Here is a 22,191-nt window from a genome sequence, read left to right as displayed (position 1 = left end):
GCTGATGTGTCGGTGGCCGATCCTAGCCGCTGGTGGCGTTGTCGAGCTTATTGGATGCCGATACACCGTTGTCAGGAGTGGCGCGCTGCTTCTTGCGTGAGTTGCACTCGCGACGTGATGCTGAGCTTGGCGTACACATTGGTGAGGTGCGTTTGCACGGTGCGCGGTGAGAGGAAGAGCTTTCTGCCAATTTCCTTGTTAGTCAATCCTTCGGTGACCAGACCCACAACATTGCGTTCGGCCGGGGTCAGCGAAGCCCAACCGCTGACAGGTCGTTCCCGTTTGCCGCGACCGCGCTGTGCATAGCTGATCGCTTCGTCGATGGGCATCGCAGTGCCCTCCGCCCAGGCGGACTCGAAATCTTCACCGCCCATTGCGTCATGCAGATAAGTTACCGAATTCCGATAGTCACCATCCCAGACCTGGAACCGGACCTCGCCCGTACGCTCTCGCTGGGCTGCCGCGGCACCAAAAAGTCGCGCCGATTTGTCATGGCTACCGACCTTCACGGCCAAGTCCGCCAAGAGCTCCAAGAGATCCGCCATTCCAAGGTAAGCCTGGACATTGACTCCGCAATTCACCGCGGCATGGATGTCATCGCGCGCCTGCGCGAACCTTTCTTGCGCTATTGCCACGCGAGCGCGGGTTTGCAGCGCCATCACCAGATGCCACCCAGTGGTGGAAGCAACGGCCTCATCGGCCAACGTTTGCGCGGTGTCAATATCGCCCCGCACCAAGGCTAACTGCGCCATGATGGCATAGTGCACCGGCAATCGACCTTGTGTGCCGACATCGGAACAGCTCACCTCACGCGACTCGACTACCGCGACATCGCCGGCCGCCAAGGCCGCATACACCACTACTGTGGAACCGCAATCCTCATACACACCGCCAAGCTCCGCTGCGGCCCGAATGCACGCATCGGCGACGGCCCGTGCTGCGCAGGCGTCCTGATGGGCCAGCGTAAACGCCTGTTGGTAGAGACCGAGTAGCGCGGTTACCACATCATTGTCCTGCTCAGCCTCGGCGGTAACCTCGCGGGATTGTGCGAGGGCTCTCGCCAGATTGCTTTCCCAGGTATAAGCGGCGCCCACCCACAAACGACATTGCCGCGCCACAAACCGGTCACCGATTGCGTCGGCGAGCTCGAAGGCTTGTTCGGCCGCGGCTCGCAATGCTGGCGGATCACCTGCCATGCACGTTCCGACCAGCTGCCAATACAGAATTTGGCTAAGCGTCCACTTGTCGTCCAGGGCGCGGACGAGGCCCAAGGCTTCACGGAAATATGCTTGAGCCGCAGGTGGATCGTAGCCACTGCTCCAGCCGCATGCGGCAAGCGCCCGAGCCAATACGGCAGGGTCGTCTATATCACGCGCTATCGCCAGCGCCTGTTGAGCCTGTTTGACAATGGCGGGCGTTCCAATTGAACTCGCGGCCAACAATGTGCTGAGCATGACTTTGTCGGCAAGCGCGCGGGCCCAAACTCCCGGCGCCACAGCGGCCTGGTAATCGCGTTCAGCGTCCAGAATCGACTCTAACCACGCCAAGCCTTCACGCTCGCGCCCGCGCCCGAACCACACCGGTTGCAATGAGGACGCCAGCTTCAACGCGACCTCCATACGACCTTCTTCGCGACTCCACATGAACGCAGCACGAAAATTGTCGATCTCGATCTCAGCCTGCTCAACACACTGCGGGTCGCCGCTACATTCGGGCGTATCGAGCCTTGCACCCAATGCCACATAATGATCTAGGTGTCGCGTCCACGATTCAATCTCTCCCGATTTTGCGAGCTTCTCCGCGGCGTATTCACGCACGGTTTCCAATAACCGATAGCGCGCCCGATGTTGTCCCATTTCGACCACTAGCAAAGACTTATCAGCGAGCAGCGTGAGCTGATCGAGCACCTCAAAGGGCTCGCGGTCATCACCGGCGACCGTTCGCACAGCTGCGAGGTCGAAGGTACCCGGAAACACCGCGAGGCGGCGCAACAGGACTTGTTCGCTTTCGGGCAGTAGATCGTGCGACCAGTCCATCGAAGCGCGCAGAGTCTGCTGGCGCGGTGTCGCGCCTCGGCCGCCGGTCAACAGTCGAAATCGGTCGTCCAAACTGTCGGCAATCTCAGTCGGCGATAAAGAACGCACTCGTGCCGCAGCTAATTCAATCGCCAGGGGAATGCCGTCGAGCCGACGACAGATCTCGGTCACGGCATCGAAATTATCGTCGGCGATTTCGAAGGTGGGCTGCACCAGGCGCGCGCGTTCGACAAACAATTCAATGGCTTCGTCAGCCAGCGACAGCGACGGTAATCCCCAGACAACCTCACCCGACACCCCGAGCGATTCTCGGCTGGTAGTCAGAACAATGAGTCCCGGGCAGGCCGTCAATAATACGACGACCAATTCACAGCACGCCTCTAGCAGATGCTCGCAATTATCGAGAACCATAAGCATTTTGCGATCACCGATGAAGTGCTTAAGAGTGCTGATCGTTGAAATATTTGGCTGATCGATCAAACCCAGAGCGTGGGCGGCGATCGTCGGTACAACTGCTGGATCTGCGGCCGGGCCTAGGTCCACTATCCATATGCCATCGGTAAATTCCAAAGCAGCAGCGATTTCGAACGCCAACCGTGTCTTACCCACTCCGCCGGGACCGTTGACCGTGACAAGGCGGTTACTGGCCAGGAGCTCGCGCACCTCAAACAGCTGCCTGTCCCGACCCACAAAACTAGTGAAATACGGAAACATCGATTTTCTATCAAACTGATTTTCTGACATACCTAAATCTTGTTGAAGAGGTGAGGAATAGGGGAAGGTAAACAACGAGGTGGCTACGATTAGGCAGCTAACATTTGTAAGCCGGAGTTAGCACCTCGCCCGAATAGGAACGTTCATGATTTATCTGACTCGGCCACCTACGGGGCACAGTGTGGTTGCAATCGCCTTTATCGCGCGGTCGAGAATGACGCGAGTCGTCGCGAAATTCAACCGAGCGAATCCAGCGCCGGCTGCACCAAACGTGATGCCCGGGCTGAGCGCCACCTTCGCCTTCGAAAATAGGTAATCTGCGGGCTCGACGGCGAGGTCAAGCTCGCGGAAGTCAATCCAGGACAGGTAGGTGCCCTGCGGGGCGATAACCCCCAACCCCGGAACCAATTCTGGCAGCACCCGCGTAAGGTGGTTGCGGTTTGCCCGAAGGTAGCTGAGCAAGTCGTCCAGCCAGGGTGCGCCGTGGTCATAGGCGGCGATGTTGGCTCGAATGCCGACCGTGGAAACGCCGACCTTGTCCAGGATGTTGACACGTTGCCAGCGTTGAACGTCCCGGTAGTTAGACAAGATGACTTGCGCACACATGAGGCCTGGCAAATTCCAGCCTTTCGCGGCAGAAGTCAACGTGATCACCGTTTCGGCGGCCAATTCAGACACCGATGCCGCCGGCACGTGACTCCCGTCGTAAACAAGGGGTCCCCAAATTTCGTCGGCAATGATTCGGGCACCGTAACGGGCCGCAATTTCTACGATTGCACGCAACTCATCTTCGGTATACACCGTCCCTAGCGGATTATTCGGATTGCATAGAATTAAGGACCCTGCCCCACGGACGAACGCGGCATCCATAGATTCAAGGTCGAGTAGGTAACGACCCGAGGCTTGTCGCAGCATCGGAATTTCTATCCTCGGCCGATCAGTGACTTGACGGAGATCGAAAAACGGCGGGTAAGCCGGAATGGGCAATACCACCGGGCTTTTCGGTCGAGTGAGATAATTGATCGCGACCAGCATTCCCCGCAGTACGTCCGGAATGGGGCGAACCCAGTCGGGACGAATAGGCCAACCGTAGCGGCGCTGGCACCAGGCGGCAGTCGCCCTCGATAGGCTATCTTCGCCGAAGGGTGGATAGCCGAATTCCTCATTTGCCAAACACGCTTGTACCGCACTGCGCACCGCCGGCGCAGTCGGGTAGTCCATTTCTGCCACCCATAGCGGCAACACAGCTGGATCAAAATGGTTCCATTTGAGGGTTTTGCGCCGCCGAAGCTGATCCTCGGTCAAGCGATCAAATGCGCAGTGATTCATCCCAACCGTTCGCACCTCTCGCGATTACCCCGCCGGCTCCGTTCAGTCCGACAAAGCCGGCGACAGCGAGCAACCCTTGGTTCTTTATAAGCAACCGGCATAAATGAACGTCCACTTGCGCTAAGCGTCGCTCTGTCCGCGTTCATTTGGCGTCAGTGAACGCCGGTCGTCGTTTCTCGGCTCGCGCAGCGACAGCTTCCTCGAAGTTGCTGGTGAGCAAGCGTAGGTAAAGCTGCCCCAAACCTTCAGCCTGCATGTGCCCTGCCAAGTTGGCGGCATCGAGTCCCCCCCATAGGCTGCGTTTGGTCAACTCGGTACCTGGCCGAGAAAACGCTGCGATGCGCTCGGCAAGGTCATAGCAATGCTCGAGCAGCTGCTCATCAGCCACCCGACGGGACACCAGGCCGATCTGCTGGGCCTCCACCGCATCGACATCCCGACCCGTCAACACGAGTTCGAACGCTCGCGAAGACCCGATTGCTCTAGGTAGCAAATAACTCAACCCGAGCTCGCTGCCGGTGAGCCCGTTCATTATCCCCGCCGCGCGAAAGTATGCGCTGTCCGCAGCGATTCGGATATCGGCGGCCAGCGCCAAACACATGCCACCACAGTGTGCCGCGCCATTGACGGCGGCGATCACCGGCTGGTGCAAGCTCCGCAGCGACAAAATCACATCGTCGAGCATTTCCATCGCGCGCAGCGCGTGGCTTGGCTTCGTCAAACCGTCAACGTGAGGTACCTGCGCTGAGGATTTCTCATCAGCGCCCGTACAAAATCCTTTACCGGCCCCCGTCAGTACGACCACGCGCACGGAATTGTCGTAGTTGATCTTCGTCAGTGTTCGCGTGAGCTCTGACACCAGGTCGAAGGCCAGGGCGTTCATCCGCTCCGGTCGATTCAGGATGACGAGTGCTACTCCGGGACGTGGGTATTCCAGCAGCACCGGGCTCGGCGTCGGAAGGTAGTCCAGCGGCGAGATGCAGGCTGTGTCGATCGGGTGCATGCTCAGCAGTATGCTGAGTTGTCAGCGCGATGAACGTCAGCCAAAACGCGTATTACCCTTTCACCTATCGCGTATTTCTGACGAGAACGTTCACTCAGCCGGGCGATCCCGGGCCAGTCATTAGGGCCAGTCATTAAGGCATAGCCGATGTCGACCGCGCTCGCGGACACGCGTGGCAGGGTGCGTGCGCCCGCCCGGTTCGCCGGCCTCACATCCGTGCCGGCACGAATTGGGCATAGCTGCGACGAATCATCTGCTGGGTGCAACTCAACCTCGACGCCAGCGGTAAGGGCAGGTCACGCCCTGCCGAATTGGTAGATCGGCGCTTGCCCACCGGGCAGATACGCGCTCATTTGCGGTTCATTAAGCAATCCTGACGATGGTTCTTTAGCGCTCATGCGACATCTTTGAGCCATGGTTGCGTTACACGCAGTACAGAACACGTTCAACAGCGGCCGCCCTGAACGGAATAGCGCGGCATCGACGGGGACGCTGACAGTCCTGCTCTGTCGCGTTGAGGGGTTGACACAGCTGAGCAAGCTGCAACGCGAAGCGATGACCCCCACCCTGGCGCAGCTGAACCGCGAGGTCGCCGAAATCATCGCGGCGCGCGGCGGGAAGTACCTCGCGGAGCAGTGCGGCAGTGACACCTTCGGAGCCACGTTCGTGCAGGCCAGCGATGCCGTCGCCACTGCGCTGGAGTTGCAGCGGGCTGCACTGGCCCCACTCCGGCTCGGTATTGGGATTCATACAGGCGAGCTCGGGCCGCTGTGCACCACGCACACGATGAGTCATGCCGCACGACTTCGCGATTTCGCCCATGGCGGACAGACGGTGATGTCCCGCGCTACCGAGGAGGCGGTACATGGACGGCTTCCCGCGCGCGCTTGGCTAATGAATCTGTCCGCGCAAACATTACACCGCGAAGGCCTGGGACCGGTGGTTCAGCTATGTCACCGCGCTATCTGCAGCGACTTCGCCATTGCGCTCGGTCACCACGGACGTGCTGTGGCGCGACTACGCGAATCGCGGTAAAGGGTCAGCCGCGCTCATGGTTACTGCGGCAGCTAGCCGCGCGAAACCGGTACCGTTCCGTGGTATGTCGGAGGTGGTTACCGGGGACGCGGTGGTGCTCGATGTGCAGATCGCCCAGCTACCGGTGCGCGCGGTGAGCGCGGTGATCGACGTGACGGTGATGTTCATCGGCTACATCCTCGGTCTGATGCTGTGGGCGGCCGCCCTCAGTCAGTTCGACGACGCGTTGACCATCGCGTTCCTGATCATCTTCACGGTGTTGGCGTTCGTCGGTTATCCCGTGGTCATGGAGACGGCGACGCGGGGCCGGTCGGTGGGCAAGATGGCGATGGGTCTGCGAGTGGTGTCCGATGACGGTGGCCCGGAACGCTTCCGGCAGGCGCTGTTTCGCGCGCTGGCGTCGATCGTGGAGATCTGGATGCTGCTGGGCAGCCCGGCCGTGATTTGCAGCATGTTGTCGCCGCGAGGTAAGCGTGTCGGGGACATCTTCGCCGGCACCATTGTGGTCAGTGAGCGCGGTCCACGCTTGGGACCGCCACCCGCAATGCCGCCGTCACTGGCGTGGTGGGCGTCGTCGCTGCAGCTGTCCGGACTCACTGCCGGCCAAGCCGAGGTGGCACGTCAATTCCTTTCCCGGGCAATGCAACTCGATCCCCGGTTACGTGAGCAAATGGCGTATCGGATCGCCGGCGATGTATTGTCCCGGGTGGCCCCGCCGCCTCCGCCGGGCGCTCCGCCGCAATTGATTCTGGCTGCTGTGCTCGCCGAACGGCATCGACGCGAGCTGGCACGAATGCGCCCCACGATGCCGCAGCTGGCACCGGTGCCCTGGACACCGGTGCCGCCAGGGCAACCGATTTCCTGGCCGCAGCCGCAATCACTACAACACTGGCCACAGCAGGGTCCCCCCGGCGACGGTGGTGGTGGTTTCTCGCCGCCCGGCTAACTTCGCGTGGTGCGGGCCGCCGCGAGCATGGCAACGTCGGCTACCAATAGCGCTAATCCGCCCAACGGAACCGCGATGCCGAAACGCCGCTTGGCGGCAATAAGTGAAGTGACCACGACTAACAGAGCCACAACCGGCGCGCCGTAGCACAGGACGCCGAAGGTGTGCTTCCGCCATCGGCGCTCATCACGGCGCCGAGCGTATAAAGCATGACGATCGCCGCGCCCGGCACCGTCAAAAGCGCGAGCACCCAGTTGACCCAGGAACGGGTTTCCTCGTCGACGTGTGCTGGATCGGTTGCGCTACCAAGACCGGTCGTCGTCCTCATGCGGTGGTTTCTGCCGTCCATAGTCGTTGCATCAGGAGAGTTAACGACATATCGTGATACCTCACCGATATTCCGATAGTTTCGGCATCTGGCAGGTAAGGAGCAGAGATGACCAACCTCTTCGGCCCCCCCGGGGGGCCATTCGAGGCGCGACCCGGTTTCGGCACCACGCCCGGCTCCGCCCTGGGGGCGCCACTGGCTCGCGGGGAACGGCGCGCGCTACGCAATGCCAGGCAGCATGCCCGACGGGAATTCTTCGAACACCTTCGCGACCACGCCGGCGATTACGACGTACCCTTGGGGTTCGGCGCTGGCTTCGGCTTTGGTCCCGGTCCCGGTTTCGGTTTCGGGTTCGGTCCCGGCGGTCCGCGTGGCGGCTGGCGTCGAGGCGGGCCTGGCCGGGGCCGGCGCGGTGACGTGCGCGCGGCCATCCTGCTGCTACTGAGCGAGCGGCCAATGCACGGCTACGAGATGATCCAGCAGATCGCCGAACGCAGCAACGGCGTTTGGCGGCCCAGCCCCGGTTCGGTGTATCCGACATTGCAATTGCTCGACGACGAGGGTCTGATCAGCGCCGGCGAGTCCGACGGCAGCAAGAAGCTATTCGGGCTGACCGACGCGGGCCGCGCCGCCGCCGAGCAGATTCAGACCCCACCGTGGGACGAAATCGTCGAAGGCATAGCTCCCGGACAGATGAATCTGCGCAGGGCCATGGGACAGCTGATTGGCGCCGTCATGCAGTCGGCGCATACCGCCAGCGCCGAGCAGCAGCAACGCATCGTTGACGTCGTCAACCGCGCACGCCGCGAGATTTACGGCATCCTCGGCGAGGAATGACCGGTATCGCGAGCAGGACAGCATGCTGATCGAGGGAACTTTGGGATCGAGCGGCGCGCGCACCGAGTGGTTTTGTGGGGAGCAGCAGCCGCCATCGCGGCCGGGCTGGGTCCACCGATTGGGGGTGCGCTGGTCGAAGCGGCCAACTGGCGGTGGGTCTTACTCGTAAACTTGCCGCTTTCTTCGGCTCCGGTGGTCCGTCCTAGGCCAAGGTCAACAACGCATTAGCCACGGTAGAGAAGGAACTCGCAAGCACCGCTTTTCCCGACGAATTGCGGAAACTGCCTTACGCCGAGCGCCGGAGCCGCGTACTGGAGGACGTCAACAGCCTTGCGCCCCTTACCGATGCACCGAATCCGCCCAACGCGGCCGCCGAAGCACGCGCACAGGCCGCCGCGCCCGACCTGGCGCCGCATGACGCGATCTGGGCCGCGATCGAAGACGCTTTAGACTTCCTACCCATAGCGTGGCGAGAGTATCCCGCCTACCGAGAATGGGTGGAGCTGACAAGCTCTTTGCGTTAGAGAGAGACCAGATGAATCCTGCAAAGCCCCACGTTGTTGTTGCCGGGGCGGGCATTGCCGGCATGGCCGCCGCGATGACGCTGGCTGAAGCCGGAGTACGGGTTACGTTGTGCGACGCGGCACCCGAAGGCGGGGGGAAGGCTAAGAGCCTTCGCGACGCCGATGGCCATCCGATTGAGCACAGCATGCGAATTTATCTGGACTACTACCAGACACTGCTAACGTTGTGCTCGCGCGTCCCCACCGAGAATGGCTCGACCGTGCTTGACAACCTGGTCGGTGTGAGTGCGATCCGGGTGACCGGGCGCGGCGTGATCGGCCACCCAGCCGCGCCTGTCCCGCTGTTACGCCGGCGTCGCACACCCGCGCGAATTCTCGGCAAAGTAGTCCAGCCGCTGCAACAACTTGCCCGGATCGTGGTGCGCAGTGCGCTCGTGGTCCCCGGGTTGGCGCGCATGGGAGTGCCGCCCATGGACACCATCCACTATCTGCGCGCTCATCTGCGCCTGCTGGGGATGTGCCGAGATCGGCTTCTCGCTGAGCTGGGCGACATTTCTTATGGCGACTTTCTGCAACTTAGCCATAGGTCAATTCAGGCGCAGGAGTTCTTCGCCGCGCTGCCGCGTCTCTTCGTCGCGGCACGCCCGTCCGCCGAAGCGGCGGCAATTGCCCCCATCATCCTCAAGGCGCTGTTTCACCTGACGAATTGTCCGGCAGCGCTGAGGGACATCAAACTGCCGTCGGTCATGATGATGAACGGGCCGACCAGCGAGCGAATGGTTGAGCCTTGGATCAGCTACTTGCAAAATCTCGGTGTCGAAGTGCATTTCGACATGCGTGTTGAGGATGTCGAGTTCGAGAACGGTCGAGTGACGACGTTGGTGCTGACCGATGGCAGCCGAATGCCTTGTGACTATGCCATTCTCGCGATACCATATCTTGCACTGCGCGATATGGCTACTAAAGACAATGTAGCGCAACATGTTCCGCATCTAACTGGGCCGCACGCCATTGCGCTGGAGTCGTCGAACGGGATCCAGTGTTTTCTGCGCGACATCCCCTCGGCGTGGCCGTCATTCATGCGTCCCGGAATCCCGGCAAGTCACATCGAGAGCGAGTGGTCGCTGGTCTCCGTCATTCAGGGCGCCGGATTTTGGCGCGACGTCCAACTGCCGGAGGGAACTAAGTTTGTTCTCTCGATGACCTGGAGCGATGTGGACAAGCCGGGTCGGATTTTCCACCGGCCGTTGAGCCAGTGCAATCCAGAAGAGATTGTCACCGAATGCTTGGCGCAATGCGGCCTCGAGCGGTCGGAGATTTTGGGGTGGCGCATTGATTATGAGCTGCAGTATCTGAGCGAATCCGACTACCTAGCAGCCACATTGCCTCCGCATCTTGCCTACCCGCCCGCTGCAGGCACGCACATGGTAAATCTCTCTCCACTGACCATTCTGATGCCTGGCGCCCGCCTGCGATCTCCGCGGGTTTGCACCGAGGTCCCTAACCTCTACCTCGCCGGTGAGGCGACGTATTCGCCGAACCTCACCTTCTTCGTCCCCACGATGGAGAAGGCCGCAAGCTCCGGTTATCTTGCTGCACAGGAGATCTTGAACAACGCAATTCCGGACCACCGTCCGCAAATCGATATACGCGATCCCCTGCCATTCGCTGCTCTTCGCCGGGTGGACCAATGGATGTGGAACCGCAGAGCCAGATCTTCGTTGGCATCAAGTGACGGGCCTCGCGCTGCCGTTTCGCACCAGAAGTAAGCCGCTGCGCTGACCGTCGGCGTGTCAGGTGGTCAGGTCTTGTGTCGTGTGCCTCACTTGCTCCCCACCGCCACGTTCCCTCGCCAGCGCCGTCGAATCGGTGTCGGTGGTGGCCGCCGACTTAAGACGGGAAACGTGAGCGATGGACGCTGCTGCCGAACATGACTGGGTCAAAGAGAACCTGCTGATCGAGGGCCTAAACCGGCCCGCCACGACCCGTGCGCCAATTGCAGCAACCGACACCGGGCATGATCCGGGAGCTGATCAGTGCGGGCCTGTTCGTGTTGGGCTCCGCCGCCGGAACTAAGCGCAGCCCTCGCCTTGCATCATGGGATCTGCCGCTGGACGCCGCGATGGCGAAAATTGAAGACGCCTACGTCACCCATTTCGACGACGTATGGGGGTGGCGGACCATGTGTTGGCTAGACCTCACCGACGAAGGCGAGAAACTGGCTCTAGAGCTGTATCACGCGGATGAACCAGGCCCGCAAGCACGATCTTGCAGCATATCGGCGCTTTCGGGGCTTTGTTGGTGTCAGCGACCCGCATCGAGCAGCGCGGCGAAGGACTTCGCGATGGTGTCGCTGAGGTAGGCGATATCCCTCCTGAACTGTGTTCGACGCTGCGTAACGACAAAGCGAGGTTGTGTTGAACTAGCCCCCGGACATTCCGATCCGGCGACGAAGGTCGTGAACTGCCCCCACATCCGCAACCCGGCCGCGGTGAAGTAGCCCGAACTACGCACCGCACCCGCGTTCGGCGCCACCGGATGTCCAAGGTGCGAGTGGTGACGCCGGCGGCATCCAGATCACGCAACGTGCAGGCGGCATGATCAACCACCACGTCAATGGGTGCAATGCCAGTGAAACCGAAGGCGGCCACGGTGTCGCAGCCTTCCCAGCCGCCGCGCAAACGGTGCCCGGTGACCGCGACCCGAGCCGGTTGCTCGCCGTTGTCCCCCGCCGCGGCCAGGTGCCACCCCTCCGGAACGACAGCAGCGCCGATCCCGGGCAGGGCATCCCCTATGGAGAGTGGCGCGAACGCGCGGACGGTGCCGGCCACGACGTCGGTCAGCGACGCGGGCGACCCGAGGCGCTGCCGCTCGTCTGACTGCCCCAACGTGGTCATCGCGCGATCTGCCCGCCGGACGCAACCCCGCCGGCGATGCGGCCCCCGAGAATGGCGATTCCGGCCAGCACTCCGGCTCCCGCCGTCTTCGACATCCGGTCGTGAATCTCGGTGAACACCTGTTCCCACAGATTGGCAGTGCGCGTCCAATACTGGGCCGCCTCACGCAAATACGCTGTGTCCAACGTCTGAACCTGCGACAACGTCGGCAACGAAGCTACCGCCGCCATCTAGCACATCCTTGGTCCAGAGAGCGCCCGAAACTGGGCAACCGCGTGCCCTTCGTTGGCGCCGTAGCCGGCGGCGGCGGTGGTCAGCTTGGTGGCTGTGCCCTGGACGCGAGCCGTACACCGGACACCGGCGGCGGCGACTTGCGCGTGCGCGCCGGCGACTGCCGCGGCACTGCCCAACGGGGACACCCCGACCCCCGCTGGCACACCATGAGCTGCCAGCGTGTCCGCCAAAGCGCCACACCAACCGGCTGCCGCGGCCAGGCCATTCTGGGTCACCGTGAGCGACGAAGATTCCATCGCGCAGCATCTAGAGCGCATCCCACCTCACGACACGTCAACCCAATCCAGGGTCCGCTGCACCGCCTTGCGCCAACCCGCGTATCCGGCGGCGCGCTGCTCGTCAGTCCACTGCGGCGTCCAGCGCTTATCCTCCCGCCAATTTGCCCGCAGGTCAGCCGGGTCGGCCCAATAGCCCACCGCCAAGCCCGCCGCGTAGGCCGCCCCCAAGGCGGTGGTCTCGGCGACCACGGGTCGCACCACGTCCACACCCAGTACGTCGGCCTGAATCTGCATGCACAGGTCGTTGCTGGTGACGCCGCCGTCGACCTTCAACACCTCAAGGCGCACACCGGAATCGGCCGCCATGGCATCCACCACATCGCGGCTCTGGTAACAGATCGCCTCCAGCGTCGCCCGAGCCACATGCGCGTTGTTGCTGAACCGCGAGAGCCCTACGATCGCGCCGCGCGCATCGGATCGCCAGTACGGGGCGAACAACCCGGAAAAGGCCGGCACAAAATACACCCCGCCGTTGTCGGTGACCTGGCGGGCCAGCAACTCGCTTTGCGCGGCTCCGCTGATGATGCCCAGCTGGTCCCGTAGCCACTGCACCGCCGATCCGGTCACCGCGATCGAACCTTCAAGTGCGTAAACAGGTTTGGCGTCCCCGAACTGATAGCAGACGGTCGTCAGCAGGCCGTTCTGGGATCGCACGATCGTCTCGCCGGTGTTGAGCAGCAGGAAATTGCCGGTGCCGTAGGTGTTCTTCGCCTCCCCCGCGTCCAGGCACACCTGACCGACCATGGCCGCATGCTGGTCGCCGAGCACACCGGTAATCGGCACTTCGCCGCCGACAGGCCCGGATTCCAGCGTGACGCCGTACGGCTGGTGCGGCGACGAGGACCGGATCGTGGGCAGCATCGCACGGGGGATGGAGAAGAAGGAAAGCAGCTCGTCGTCCCAGTCCAGCGTCTCCAGATTCATCAGCATGGTCCGGCTGGCGTTGGTCACATCGGTGGCGTGCACGCCGCCGCGCGGGCCGCCGGTCAGATTCCACAACACCCAGGTGTCCGGGGTGCCGAACAGGGCCTCGCCACGGTCGGCGGCTTGTCGCACCCCGTCGACGTTGTCCAGGATCCACTGCAACTTCCCGCCGGAGAAGTAGGTCGCCGGCGGCAGCCCCGCCTTGCGGCGAATCACCTCCCCGCGGCCGTCGCGCTCCAATGCCGAGGCGATCCGGTCGGTGCGGGTGTCCTGCCAGACGACCGCGTTGTAATACGGCCGTCCGGTCCGTTTGCTCCACACCAGGGTGGTCTCACGTTGGTTCGTGATACCTAGTGCCGCGATATCTTTCGATGTGAGATTAGCGGTGTTGAGCACCGACATCAGCACCGAGGCGGTGCGCTCCCAGATCTCCACCGGATTGTGTTCGACCCAGCCGGCGCGGGGCAGAATCTGCTCGTGCTCGAGCTGGTGACGAGCCACCTCGGCGCCTTCGTGATTGAAGATCATGCAACGGGTGCTGGTGGTGCCCTGGTCGATGGCGGCGATGAACTCCGAAGACTCGGCCAACTGCTCTCCTCACCGGGACGTCGCACACTGGATACAAACATCCATGATGGTCTACTTGCGCAGCCAACGGTGAACCGGTTGCATCGGCATTGTGGGCGACGAGGTCAAGCACACTACGTATGACCGTGCACACCGGCGGGAATACCGGCGCAAAGTGAAACTGTGTTTAGACGTCTTCGAGACGATGCTCGCCCAGACCAGCTTCGATTTCGACCAGGCACTGACCGGCATGGAAATCGAGTGCAATCTGGTCGACGGCGACTATCAACCCGCCATGTCCAATCGCGACGTGCTCGACGCGATCGCCGACCCGGCCTTCCAAACTGAATTGGGCGCCTACAACATCGAATTCAACGTGCCGCCGCGACCACTACCCGGCCATACGGTTCTGGACCTGGAAAGCGAAGTGCGTAACAGCCTCAACGATGCCGAGACGAAGGCCAACACCGGCGGCGCCCACATCGTGATGATTGGAATCCTGCCCACACTGATGCCCGAACATCTGGACGAGGGCTGGATGAGCGAGTCGACGCGCTACACCGCGCTGAACGAGTCGATTTTCGACGCACGCGGCGAGGACATCCCGATCAACATCTCCGGTCCAGAGCCGTTGAGCTGGCAGGCCGCGTCGATCGCACCCGAATCTGCTTGCACCAGTATTCAATTGCATCTGCAGCTGGCTCCAGCGGATTTCGCCGCCAACTGGAACGCGGCCCAGGTGCTGGCCGGCCCGCAGCTGGCGCTGGGTGCTAATTCCCCGTACTTCTTCGGCCACCAACTGTGGGCCGAAACGCGTATTGAACTGTTTGCGCAGTCCACCGACACGCGCCCGGAGGAGCTGAAGACCCAGGGCGTGCGGCCGCGCGTGTGGTTCGGCGAGCGGTGGATCACTTCCATCCTCGACCTGTTCAAGGAGAACGTCCGCTACTTCCCGTCGCTGTTGCCTGAGGTGTTCGACGAGGACCCGGTCGCCGAGCTTGCATCCGGCCACATCCCGCAGCTCTCAGAATTGCGCTTGCACAACGGGACGGTGTACCGCTGGAACCGGCCCGTGTACGCCGTCTCGGACGTGCAGGGGGTCGCGCGTCCGCATCTGCGGTTGGAGAACCGGGTGTTGCCGGCCGGACCGACCGTCGTCGACATGCTGGCCAATTCGGCGTTTTACTATGGCGCGCTGCGCAATCTGTCCGAAGCGGATCACCCACCCTGGACCCAAATGAGTTTTTCTGTGGCACAAGCGAATTTCTTGGCGGCGGCGCGGCACGGCATCGACGCGCGGCTGCATTGGCCGAACTTGGGCGAGGTTACGGCGCGGAACCTGGTGCTGCACACCTTGCTGCCGATGGCGCACGAGGGACTGCGCCAGTGGGGTGTCGACACCGAGGTGCGCGACCGGTTCCTGGGCGTCATCGAGGGCCGCGCCAAGACCGGCCGCAATGGTGCGAGCTGGCAGGTGGCCACCGTGCGCGCGCTGGAGTGCGGCGGCATCAACCGGCGCCAGGCGTTGACCGAGATGCTGCGCCGGTACTGCGAACACATGCACGCCAATGAGCCGGTCCACACCTGGGGCCAGTAAGTTGGCAGCCATGACTTCTGAGGTGATGGACTGGGACGGCGCCTACCGGCAGCAGGGCGTGTTCGAGGGTCCGCCCCCGTGGAACATTGGGGAGCCGCAGCCCGAACTGGCGGCGTTGATCGCGGCCGGAAAGGTCCGCAGCGATGTACTCGACGCGGGGTGCGGATATGCCGAGTTGTCGTTGGCGCTGGCTGCGGAGGGCTACACGGTGGTGGGCATCGACATCACGCCCACCGCCATCGCGGCAGCCTCTAGAGCCGCCCAGGAACGAGGGTTAGCCACGGCCAGCTTCGTACAGGCCGACATCAGCTCGTTCACCGGTTATGACGCCCGCTTTTCCACGGTGATAGACAGCACGCTGTTCCACTCGCTGCCAGTAGACAAGCGCGACGGCTACCTGAGTTCGATACACCGCGCCGCGGCCCCGGGTGCCAGCTACTACGTGTTGGTGTTCGCCAAGGGCGCGTTCCCGGCTGAATTGGAAGTCAAGCCCAACGAAGTTGGCGAGGACGAATTACGTGCCGCGGTAAGCAAGTACTGGGAGATCGACGAAATCCGGCCTGCGTTTATCCACGCGAATGTGCCCACGGTTCCGCCGCGGCTGCCCGGACCGCCGGTGGAGTTGCCGCCGCACGACCGCGACGAGAAAGGACGCATGAAAATGCCGGCCTATCTGCTCACTGCGCACAAGCTCGGTTAGGTAGCTGTCGCCGCGGTCGCGGCAATCAGCGCTTCGGCGAAGACCTCAAGTTCTTCGGCGGTGGTGTCCAGGTGCGGCGAGATCCGCAGCACCGGCGTTGTCATCTCCTGCGGCGCTCGCTCCACCCCGGCGTAGGTGGTGAGGATTCGCCGCTCCGCGAGCAGCCAATCCCGGATCAATTGCGGCTCGGCGCCGTCGATGGGGACCAGCGTGGTGATTGCGCTCGGCTCGTCGACCTGCTCGACCACCAGCCACCCGTCCACGTCGGCTAGCAGGTTTCGGGTGAGACCGCCCAGCTCAGTCAGTCGAGCCCGGACGCGTTGCGGCCCGTAAGCCAGGTGCTCACCCAGCGCGACTGAAAAGCCTACTCGCGCAGCAATATTGGCTTCGCCGAATTCGAGTTGTCGGGCCACTGGCAGCGGCCCCGCTTTCCGTGCCCACTGCGGGGCGGGCAGCCTGGGGGTCAACCGGTCCATCAAGTCAGGCCGCGCGGCGAGCACTCCGACCCCGCGTGGCCCAGCGAGCCATTTTCGTGACGACGAGTAGGCGACGTCCGCACCGACCGCGCAGTCCACCTGGCCTAATGCCTGGGCGGCGTCGACGACCAACGACAGCCCCAGCTCCCGGCACAGCGTGGCCATCATCGGCAGTGGCTGCACCGTGCCGCGGTGGCTGGCTACCGGAGTCAGATGCACCAGATCGGGCGGATCGTCCTCAAGCATGAAAGCGGCATCGTCGAGAGCGAGCCGGCCACTGTCGAGGGTCGGCAAGAAACGCACGGTGCACCCATGGGCGGCCATCACGGCCAGGTTGGGCCCGTACTCGCCGGGCAGGCAGGCCAACGACGCGCCCTTTCGCGGCCAGCTGCCCAGCAGCAGATCCAGCGCGTGCAGGGAGCCGGTCGTGAACACCACCTCGGCATCCGGCATGCCGCACAACTGCGCGACCGCGGCCCGTCCGGCATCCAGCACTGGCCCGGCGGCCTCGGCCGCAACATAGCCACCCACTTCGGCCTCGTGCCGCGCATGCTGGGCGGCAGCATCCAAGACAGCGAAACTTTGGCGAGAGCAGGCGGCGCTGTCTAGGTGCAGGCCCGCGGCGGGCGGGCGGGCCGCCCGCCATCGGTCGGCCAGCGTGCTCACCTGACGGCCAGTGACAATCCGAAGTCGCCGGCGTCGTCGGTCCACCACCGGGTACGACGCAGCCCCACCGCCGCCAGCTCGGCACTGACTCGCTCTGGCCGGAACTTGCATGACACTTCAGTCAGCATCTCCTCGTCGGCGGTGAAATCGACAGTCAGCTCCAGCGCACCCACCCGCACCCGCTGTCGACTCTCGGCGCGCAGCCACATCTCGATCCGCTCCTCGGCGGTGTTCCAGCGGGCAACGTGCCGGTAGGCGTCGACGTCGAAATCGGCGTCCAGTTCCCGGTTAATCACCGCGAGCACATTGCGGTTGAACCGGGCAGTCACCCCGGCCTTGTCGTCATATGCACGCACCAGCCGATCGATGTCCTTGACCAGGTCGGTGCCCAGCAGCAGGCTGTCCCCCGAGCCCATTACACCGGCCAAGGTCGCCAGGAACTGCGCCCGCGGCTCAGGCGTCAGGTTACCGATCGTCGAACCCAGAAACACAAACAGCCGTCGGCCGCCACCAGGGATCTCAGCCAGATGCTCCTCGAAATCTCCACACACAGCCTGGATTTCGATGCCTTCGTATTCTTCCCGGATAGCGTTTGCGCTGGCCGACAGCACGCCGGCATCGACGTCAAAGGGGACGAATCTGCGCAGCGATCCACGGTCACGCACCGCATTGAGCAACATCCGAGTCTTCTCCGAAGTACCGCTGCCCAGTTCGACCAGCGTATCGGCCTGGCTCGCGGCCGCGATCTCGGCGGAGCGGGCACGCAGGATACCGGCCTCCGCCCGAGTGGGGTAGTACTCCGGCAATCGGGTGATCTGGTCGAACAGGTCACTACCCACGGCATCGTAAAACCATTTGGGCGGTAGGGATTTCGGTGTCTGCCGAAGCCCTTCGAACACGTCGCGACACAAGGCGAGGTACGCCGAGTCCGCGGCGAGATGGTTGGACAGCGACAGCGTCATCGAGTTCCTTTCGTGTCCAAGGCGGTCAACGTGACCCGGTCCGCGCTGACCTCTACCAGGTGCCGGTCCGGCACATCCGCCCAACCGGTGTCCTCGTCATAGGGTTCACTAGCCAGCACCACCCCATCGGGGCGGCGCAGGATGGACAGCGTCTCGTTCCAGGTTGTGGCTATCAGTCGAGAGCCGTTGGCCGCCAATACGTTAAGTCGAGCGAGCGGGTCAGCGGTCCCGATCTCGGCGATGGTGTCTCCCAGTGCGTCCAGGCCTCGCTCGAAAATGGTGGCAGCCAAGATGGCACTGTCGCAGCAGGATTCGGCCGACGACGGCAGCGGCAACACCGCACGGTCGACAACGCCGTTGTGTGATAACAGCCAACGGCCATCGGTAAACGGTGCGGTTGCGCTGATTTCGATCGGCATACCGACCGTCGCCGAGCGCACCGCGGCCACCACGCAGTGGCTACGCAACGCGGGCGAGACCGATTCGAACGACGTGTCCCCCCACAAGGGTGCGGCGCTGCGCCAGCGCCGGGGCACACCACCGTCGAAAAAGCCGACACCCCAGCCGTCGGCGTTCAACAGACCATGCTTTTGCCGGCGCGGCGCATAAGACTGCACCAGCAAACCCCGCGGCGGCTCCAGCACCAGCGCGGACAGGCTCACCTCGGTACCCAGCCAACCCAGATGACGACACATCAGACGGACCAGGCCAGCCGCAGGCCGGAGAAGATCTGACGACGGTAAGGGTGATCCCAGTTGCGGAAACTGGGTCGCAGGATGGCCGCCTCGACCGCCCAGGATCCACCGCGCAGCACCCGGTAGTCGCCGTCGAAGAACGGTTGGGAATACCGCTGGTAGATCATCGGAACAAATCCGGGCCACGGGCGCAGCGGCGAGCTGGTCCACTCCCAGACGTCGCCGAGCATCTGCTCGGCACCGTAGGCCGAAGCGCCGCCCGGGTAGGCACCAACGGGCGCTGGGCGCAGCGCTGCGGCACCCAGGTTGGCGTGAGCGTCCGTCGGCTCTTGGGCTCCCCACGGATAACGGCGCCGCGAGTTGATCGCCGGATCCCACACACAAGCTTTTTCCCACTCCATCTCGGTGGGCAGCCGGGCACCGGCCCAGGCGGCGTAGGCCTGGGCCTCGAAGTAGGTGACATGCTGCACCGGCTCGTCGGCGGGAATCTCCTCGGTGTAGCCGAACCTGGTGCGCGTTCGCCCATCGGAGTCCCAGAATTGCGGGACAGTGAGACCGGCGCTCAAGCGATACTGCCACCCGCGGTCGGTCCACCACCGCGCTTGGGTGTAGCCGCCGTCGTCGACAAACTGTTGCCATTCCCCGTTGGTAACCGGCACTCGGCCGATCCGAAACGCCGGCACATCGACCACATGGGCGGGACGTTCGTTGTCCAACGAGTACGGTTCGTCCTCGACGTTCACACCCAGCACAAACGGGCCGCCCGGCACCAGCACCGACGTTCCCGCCAGCCCCGGCCGGCCGGCGGGCAGCGCGGCGGCTGCGCGCAACAGCGGTGCCCCGGGACGCAGGTTAAGCGCCTGCAGCATGGTCTCGGTGTGCTGGTATTCGTGGCTGGCCACCATGCCGAACGCGAAGCCTGCCTGGTCAGCGGGCAGCGCATCTAACGCATCCAGCGTGGCGGAGCGCACTCGTCGGCAATAGCAGCGCGCCTCGGCCGGGGAGAGCAACGGCAGGTCGACGCGGCTGGCGCGGGAGTGCTGAAATGCGTCGTAAAGGCCCTCGACCGGCGGCGGCAATATCCCGGGCCGATCGACGTTGCCGCCGCGCAGCAGCCACAGCTCTTCTTGCTGACCGATGTGCGCCAAATCCCACACCAGCGGGCTCATCAACGGGTCATACTGCCGCCAGAGCTCGGCGTCGTCGAAATCAACCAGCCGTAAGGTCCGAGCCCGGGCCCGCTCCAAATCGCCGGCCAGCATATCTCGCAATGTCACAGGTCCCCTTGCACCAGCCGCGCCACCGTCGCCGCGACGCCGCCGTCGATGACGCGGTCGGCGAAGTCGTCACCGGGGCAGCGGCCTTGCTCCACGTAGGACATCAACACCTGCATCGCCTCGGTGAGTTCTGCCGGTGCCCGCTCAGCCGCGACAGCCAGGCATCGGTTGGCCGCAGTGTAGAGCCGCCGATCCTGCAGACCCACGCGGGCCGCGGTGTCCCAGGCCGTGGCGACAGGTTCGACGGCCGCTGCGGCCAGCTCAGCCGCGTCCGAGTCGTCCAGCAGCGTCACCATCGTGAATGCCAGCGCAGGCCAGAACAGATCGGGCACGCTGTCCAGATAGCGGATCTCCAGCCATTGCCTTGGCCGCACCGGCGGGAACAGCGTGGTGAGGTGGTAATTCAGGTCGGCGGTGGTGGGACGACGACCGCCGAGCAAAACCCGGCCTTCGGCCCAATAAGAGAACGGGACGTGGTGCGTCACCGCCACGGCCTCCGGGTTGTGTACCAGCATCACCGGAGCCTTCAAAGCATAGCGGGCCCAGTCGGTGCCAGGGTCGTCCCCGCTCACCCCCAGGATCGGCCCGCAGCGGGCCGCGTCCATCTGACCCCACACCCGCTGCCGTGTGGACCGCCAACCGGAGAATTCCCCACCCAGCATCGGCGAATTGGCGGTGATTGCGATCATCGTGGGCCCCAAGGCGTGGGCGAGTCGCACCCGTGACGCCCAGTGGGCTTCAGGCCCGGCATCGACATTGACCTGGATCGAGGCGGTCGAGGTCATCATCGCCGCCCCAGCCGCCCCGGAATCGGTGGCGCAAAAGAACTGCTCCATGGCTCGGTAGCGAGCTCCCGGGTTGATTCGCTGAGTCGGTCGCAGCGGATCGGCGCCGAGGAAAACCAGGCCCAGACCGGCGTCGGCAAAAGTTGACCGCAGCACGGCTTGATCGCGGGTCATCACATCGATAGCCGGCAGGATGCCGTCGCATGGGGGACTCGACAGTTCCACAGCGCCGCCGGGTTCCACGCTGACCGCGCTACCGCCCGGCAGTCGGCGCAGTGCGTTCAGCACATCGCTGATCTCGTCCCAGCTCGGCCGCCGAAACGGATCCGCGGTGTCGTAGCAGTGCGCTTCCAGCTCCAGCCCCACCCGCCCCAGCGGGCCATCGACCAGGCAGCTGTCCGCGATGTACTCCCCCGCGGCCTCCACAGAGGTGATTTCGCTATCCAGCTGCGGTGCGGCGGCAGTGCTGGGAGCAAACGTCATATCACGATTCCTTCGGGGCCGGCGCCTGCGCAGCTATCGGCAACGATAGCTGCCACCTTCTCATCTTCTAGACCGCCCCGACATATTCCCGTACATTTTGTCGGCACGGGTCAGATAAGTACCCACTTTCGCGCCCGGCTACTGGCCCAATGTGTTCTGCATAGCCCCGGCCAGCACGTTGACCGCGGGACCGCCGTTGCCAGGCTGGCAGACCTTGGCCTGCAACAGTACGTTTTCTCGCAGCCTGGTTTGATTGAAGCAACGCCGATCAGTGCCCGCTTCCTGTTTGGTCCACAGCGCGTCGTTCGAGCCGGCCGAAGCGCCGTCGAACGACCACACCTGCGTGGTCGCATTGTCCAGGTGCATCGCGGTGGTCTGCCCCGAGCACCCCACGGTGCGGTCGACCACGCGGTGAAACGCCCGGCTTGCGGCGTCGTTAGTGGCGAATACTCCGACCGCCTGCTTGGCGTAGTGGGTTTGGTCGCTAGCGGACGTTTGGGTGATGGCTCCGTTGAACGAGGCAAGGTCGGGGTCGTCATACACCTCGGGCAGCCCGATGTCGGCCCAGTTGTTACACACCGGGAGGTCAACCGTATAGGCCTGGAACGGCTGGGTGAACACCGACTCCCACCCCATCGGCGCGCCGACGATGTTGCCGACCGAGCCTCTGCCGAGGACCGCGTAGGACACCACGCCCGGCTCAGACGGCTGGGCCACCGCGACGGGTGCCGCCATGCCCGCGACGACCAGCCCGAGGGTCACCACGGCGATCGGTTTAGGGCCAGCCCTTAGCATAGGGCCGATCATGCCAGGCGCGGCGAACGTCGAGTTGTCGGGC

General features: G+C 63.6%; 19 protein-coding genes and 3 pseudogenes. 9 read left to right on the top strand and 13 right to left on the bottom strand.

Annotation, left to right across the window (positions count from 1 at the left end; genetic code table 11):
* Positions 1–71 precede the first annotated feature (71 nt).
* From F0Q45_RS11310 to F0Q45_RS11300, 3 genes and pseudogenes are all read right to left on the bottom strand, one after another.
* A pseudogene (locus F0Q45_RS11310) lies at positions 72–2,801 on the bottom strand (LuxR C-terminal-related transcriptional regulator); the annotation flags it as partial.
* A 99-nt stretch (positions 2,802–2,900) separates the two neighbouring features.
* On the bottom strand, positions 2,901–4,079 hold the full coding sequence (locus F0Q45_RS11305; protein WP_149654042.1) for a MalY/PatB family protein: 1,179 nt from the start codon (positions 4,077–4,079) through the stop codon (positions 2,901–2,903).
* A gap of 142 nt (positions 4,080–4,221) precedes the next feature.
* Positions 4,222–5,082, bottom strand: coding sequence for an enoyl-CoA hydratase (locus F0Q45_RS11300; protein ID WP_149654041.1), 861 nt, complete (start codon positions 5,080–5,082; stop codon positions 4,222–4,224).
* Positions 5,083–5,496: 414 nt separating this feature from the next.
* Here F0Q45_RS11300 and F0Q45_RS11295 point away from each other — a divergent pair, with 414 nt between their 5' ends.
* The gene (locus F0Q45_RS11295) at positions 5,497–6,117 is read left to right on the top strand and encodes a hypothetical protein (RefSeq protein ID WP_188112883.1); all 621 of its coding nucleotides are present in this window, start codon (positions 5,497–5,499) and stop codon (positions 6,115–6,117) included.
* A 64-nt stretch (positions 6,118–6,181) separates the two neighbouring features.
* Positions 6,182–7,063 carry an RDD family protein gene (locus F0Q45_RS11290; protein ID WP_149654039.1) on the top strand — a complete coding sequence of 294 codons (882 nt, stop codon included), beginning with the start codon at positions 6,182–6,184 and terminating at the stop codon, positions 7,061–7,063.
* Here the strand turns inward: F0Q45_RS11290 and F0Q45_RS11285 are convergent.
* Positions 7,060–7,391 (bottom strand): annotated as a pseudogene (locus F0Q45_RS11285) (hypothetical protein). The gene F0Q45_RS11290 and the pseudogene F0Q45_RS11285 overlap by 4 nt on opposite strands.
* 108 nt (positions 7,392–7,499) lie before the next feature.
* Here F0Q45_RS11285 and F0Q45_RS11280 point away from each other — a divergent pair.
* The 5 genes and pseudogenes from F0Q45_RS11280 (at position 7,500) to F0Q45_RS11260 (ending at position 11,631) form a co-directional block, all read left to right on the top strand.
* Positions 7,500–8,228 carry a PadR family transcriptional regulator gene (locus F0Q45_RS11280; RefSeq protein WP_149654038.1) on the top strand — a complete coding sequence of 243 codons (729 nt, stop codon included), beginning with the start codon at positions 7,500–7,502 and terminating at the stop codon, positions 8,226–8,228.
* Positions 8,229–8,267: 39 nt separating this feature from the next.
* Positions 8,268–8,408 (top strand): annotated as a pseudogene (locus tag F0Q45_RS11275) (hypothetical protein); the annotation flags it as partial.
* 313 nt (positions 8,409–8,721) lie between these two features.
* Positions 8,722–10,521: an FAD-dependent oxidoreductase gene (locus tag F0Q45_RS11270; RefSeq protein WP_149654037.1), complete on the top strand. Its 1,800-nt coding sequence runs from the start codon at positions 8,722–8,724 to the stop codon at positions 10,519–10,521.
* 227 nt (positions 10,522–10,748) lie between these two features.
* Positions 10,749–11,114, top strand: a complete 366-nt coding sequence (locus F0Q45_RS11265; RefSeq protein WP_262490951.1) for a hypothetical protein — start codon at positions 10,749–10,751, stop codon at positions 11,112–11,114.
* Between the two features lie 235 nt (positions 11,115–11,349).
* Positions 11,350–11,631, top strand: coding sequence for a hypothetical protein (locus F0Q45_RS11260; RefSeq protein WP_149654036.1), 282 nt, complete (start codon positions 11,350–11,352; stop codon positions 11,629–11,631).
* Positions 11,632–11,645: 14 nt separating this feature from the next.
* Here the strand turns inward: F0Q45_RS11260 and F0Q45_RS11255 are convergent, their stop codons facing one another.
* The 3 genes from F0Q45_RS11255 to glpK are packed head-to-tail and all read right to left on the bottom strand — an operon-like array spanning position 11,646 to position 13,733.
* Positions 11,646–11,879 (bottom strand): hypothetical protein, encoded by a 234-nt coding sequence (locus tag F0Q45_RS11255; RefSeq protein WP_149654035.1) that lies wholly within the window; start codon positions 11,877–11,879, stop codon positions 11,646–11,648.
* Positions 11,880–12,179 (bottom strand): hypothetical protein, encoded by a 300-nt coding sequence (locus F0Q45_RS11250; RefSeq protein ID WP_149654034.1) that lies wholly within the window; start codon positions 12,177–12,179, stop codon positions 11,880–11,882.
* Positions 12,180–12,206: 27 nt separating this feature from the next.
* The gene (gene glpK, locus F0Q45_RS11245; RefSeq protein WP_149654033.1) at positions 12,207–13,733 is read right to left on the bottom strand and encodes a glycerol kinase GlpK; all 1,527 of its coding nucleotides are present in this window, start codon (positions 13,731–13,733) and stop codon (positions 12,207–12,209) included.
* A gap of 91 nt (positions 13,734–13,824) precedes the next feature.
* Here glpK and F0Q45_RS11240 point away from each other — a divergent pair, with 91 nt between their 5' ends.
* Entirely contained in the window at positions 13,825–15,309 is a 1,485-nt protein-coding gene (locus F0Q45_RS11240) for a glutamate--cysteine ligase (protein ID WP_149654032.1), read from the top strand.
* A gap of 10 nt (positions 15,310–15,319) precedes the next feature.
* Positions 15,320–16,009, top strand: coding sequence for a class I SAM-dependent methyltransferase (locus F0Q45_RS11235; RefSeq protein WP_149654031.1), 690 nt, complete (start codon positions 15,320–15,322; stop codon positions 16,007–16,009).
* Here F0Q45_RS11235 and egtE read toward each other — a convergent pair.
* From egtE to F0Q45_RS11205, 6 genes are all read right to left on the bottom strand, one after another.
* Positions 16,006–17,151 carry an ergothioneine biosynthesis PLP-dependent enzyme EgtE gene (egtE, locus tag F0Q45_RS11230; RefSeq protein ID WP_262490950.1) on the bottom strand — a complete coding sequence of 382 codons (1,146 nt, stop codon included), beginning with the start codon at positions 17,149–17,151 and terminating at the stop codon, positions 16,006–16,008. The genes F0Q45_RS11235 and egtE overlap by 4 nt on opposite strands.
* A complete protein-coding gene (gene egtD, locus F0Q45_RS11225) occupies positions 17,148–18,113 on the bottom strand; it encodes an L-histidine N(alpha)-methyltransferase (protein WP_149654029.1) in 966 nt (321 codons plus the stop codon). Before egtD ends, egtE begins: the two co-directional genes overlap by 4 nt.
* Positions 18,110–18,808, bottom strand: coding sequence for an ergothioneine biosynthesis protein EgtC (gene egtC / locus F0Q45_RS11220; RefSeq protein ID WP_149654028.1), 699 nt, complete (start codon positions 18,806–18,808; stop codon positions 18,110–18,112). Before egtC ends, egtD begins: the two co-directional genes overlap by 4 nt.
* A complete protein-coding gene (gene egtB, locus F0Q45_RS11215) occupies positions 18,808–20,070 on the bottom strand; it encodes an ergothioneine biosynthesis protein EgtB (protein ID WP_373424957.1) in 1,263 nt (420 codons plus the stop codon). Before egtB ends, egtC begins: the two co-directional genes overlap by 1 nt.
* Positions 20,071–20,081: 11 nt before the next feature.
* On the bottom strand, positions 20,082–21,353 hold the full coding sequence (gene egtA / locus F0Q45_RS11210) for an ergothioneine biosynthesis glutamate--cysteine ligase EgtA (protein ID WP_149654026.1): 1,272 nt from the start codon (positions 21,351–21,353) through the stop codon (positions 20,082–20,084).
* Between the two features lie 138 nt (positions 21,354–21,491).
* A complete protein-coding gene (locus tag F0Q45_RS11205; RefSeq protein WP_149654025.1) occupies positions 21,492–22,148 on the bottom strand; it encodes a sensor domain-containing protein in 657 nt (218 codons plus the stop codon).
* Positions 22,149–22,191: the final 43 nt, after the last annotated feature.

The sequence above is a fragment of the Mycobacterium simiae genome, assembly GCF_008370645.1.
GTDB classification, from domain to species: Bacteria; Actinomycetota; Actinomycetes; order Mycobacteriales; family Mycobacteriaceae; genus Mycobacterium; species Mycobacterium simiae_A.
This window is presented reverse-complemented; position numbering and strand designations above follow the sequence as displayed.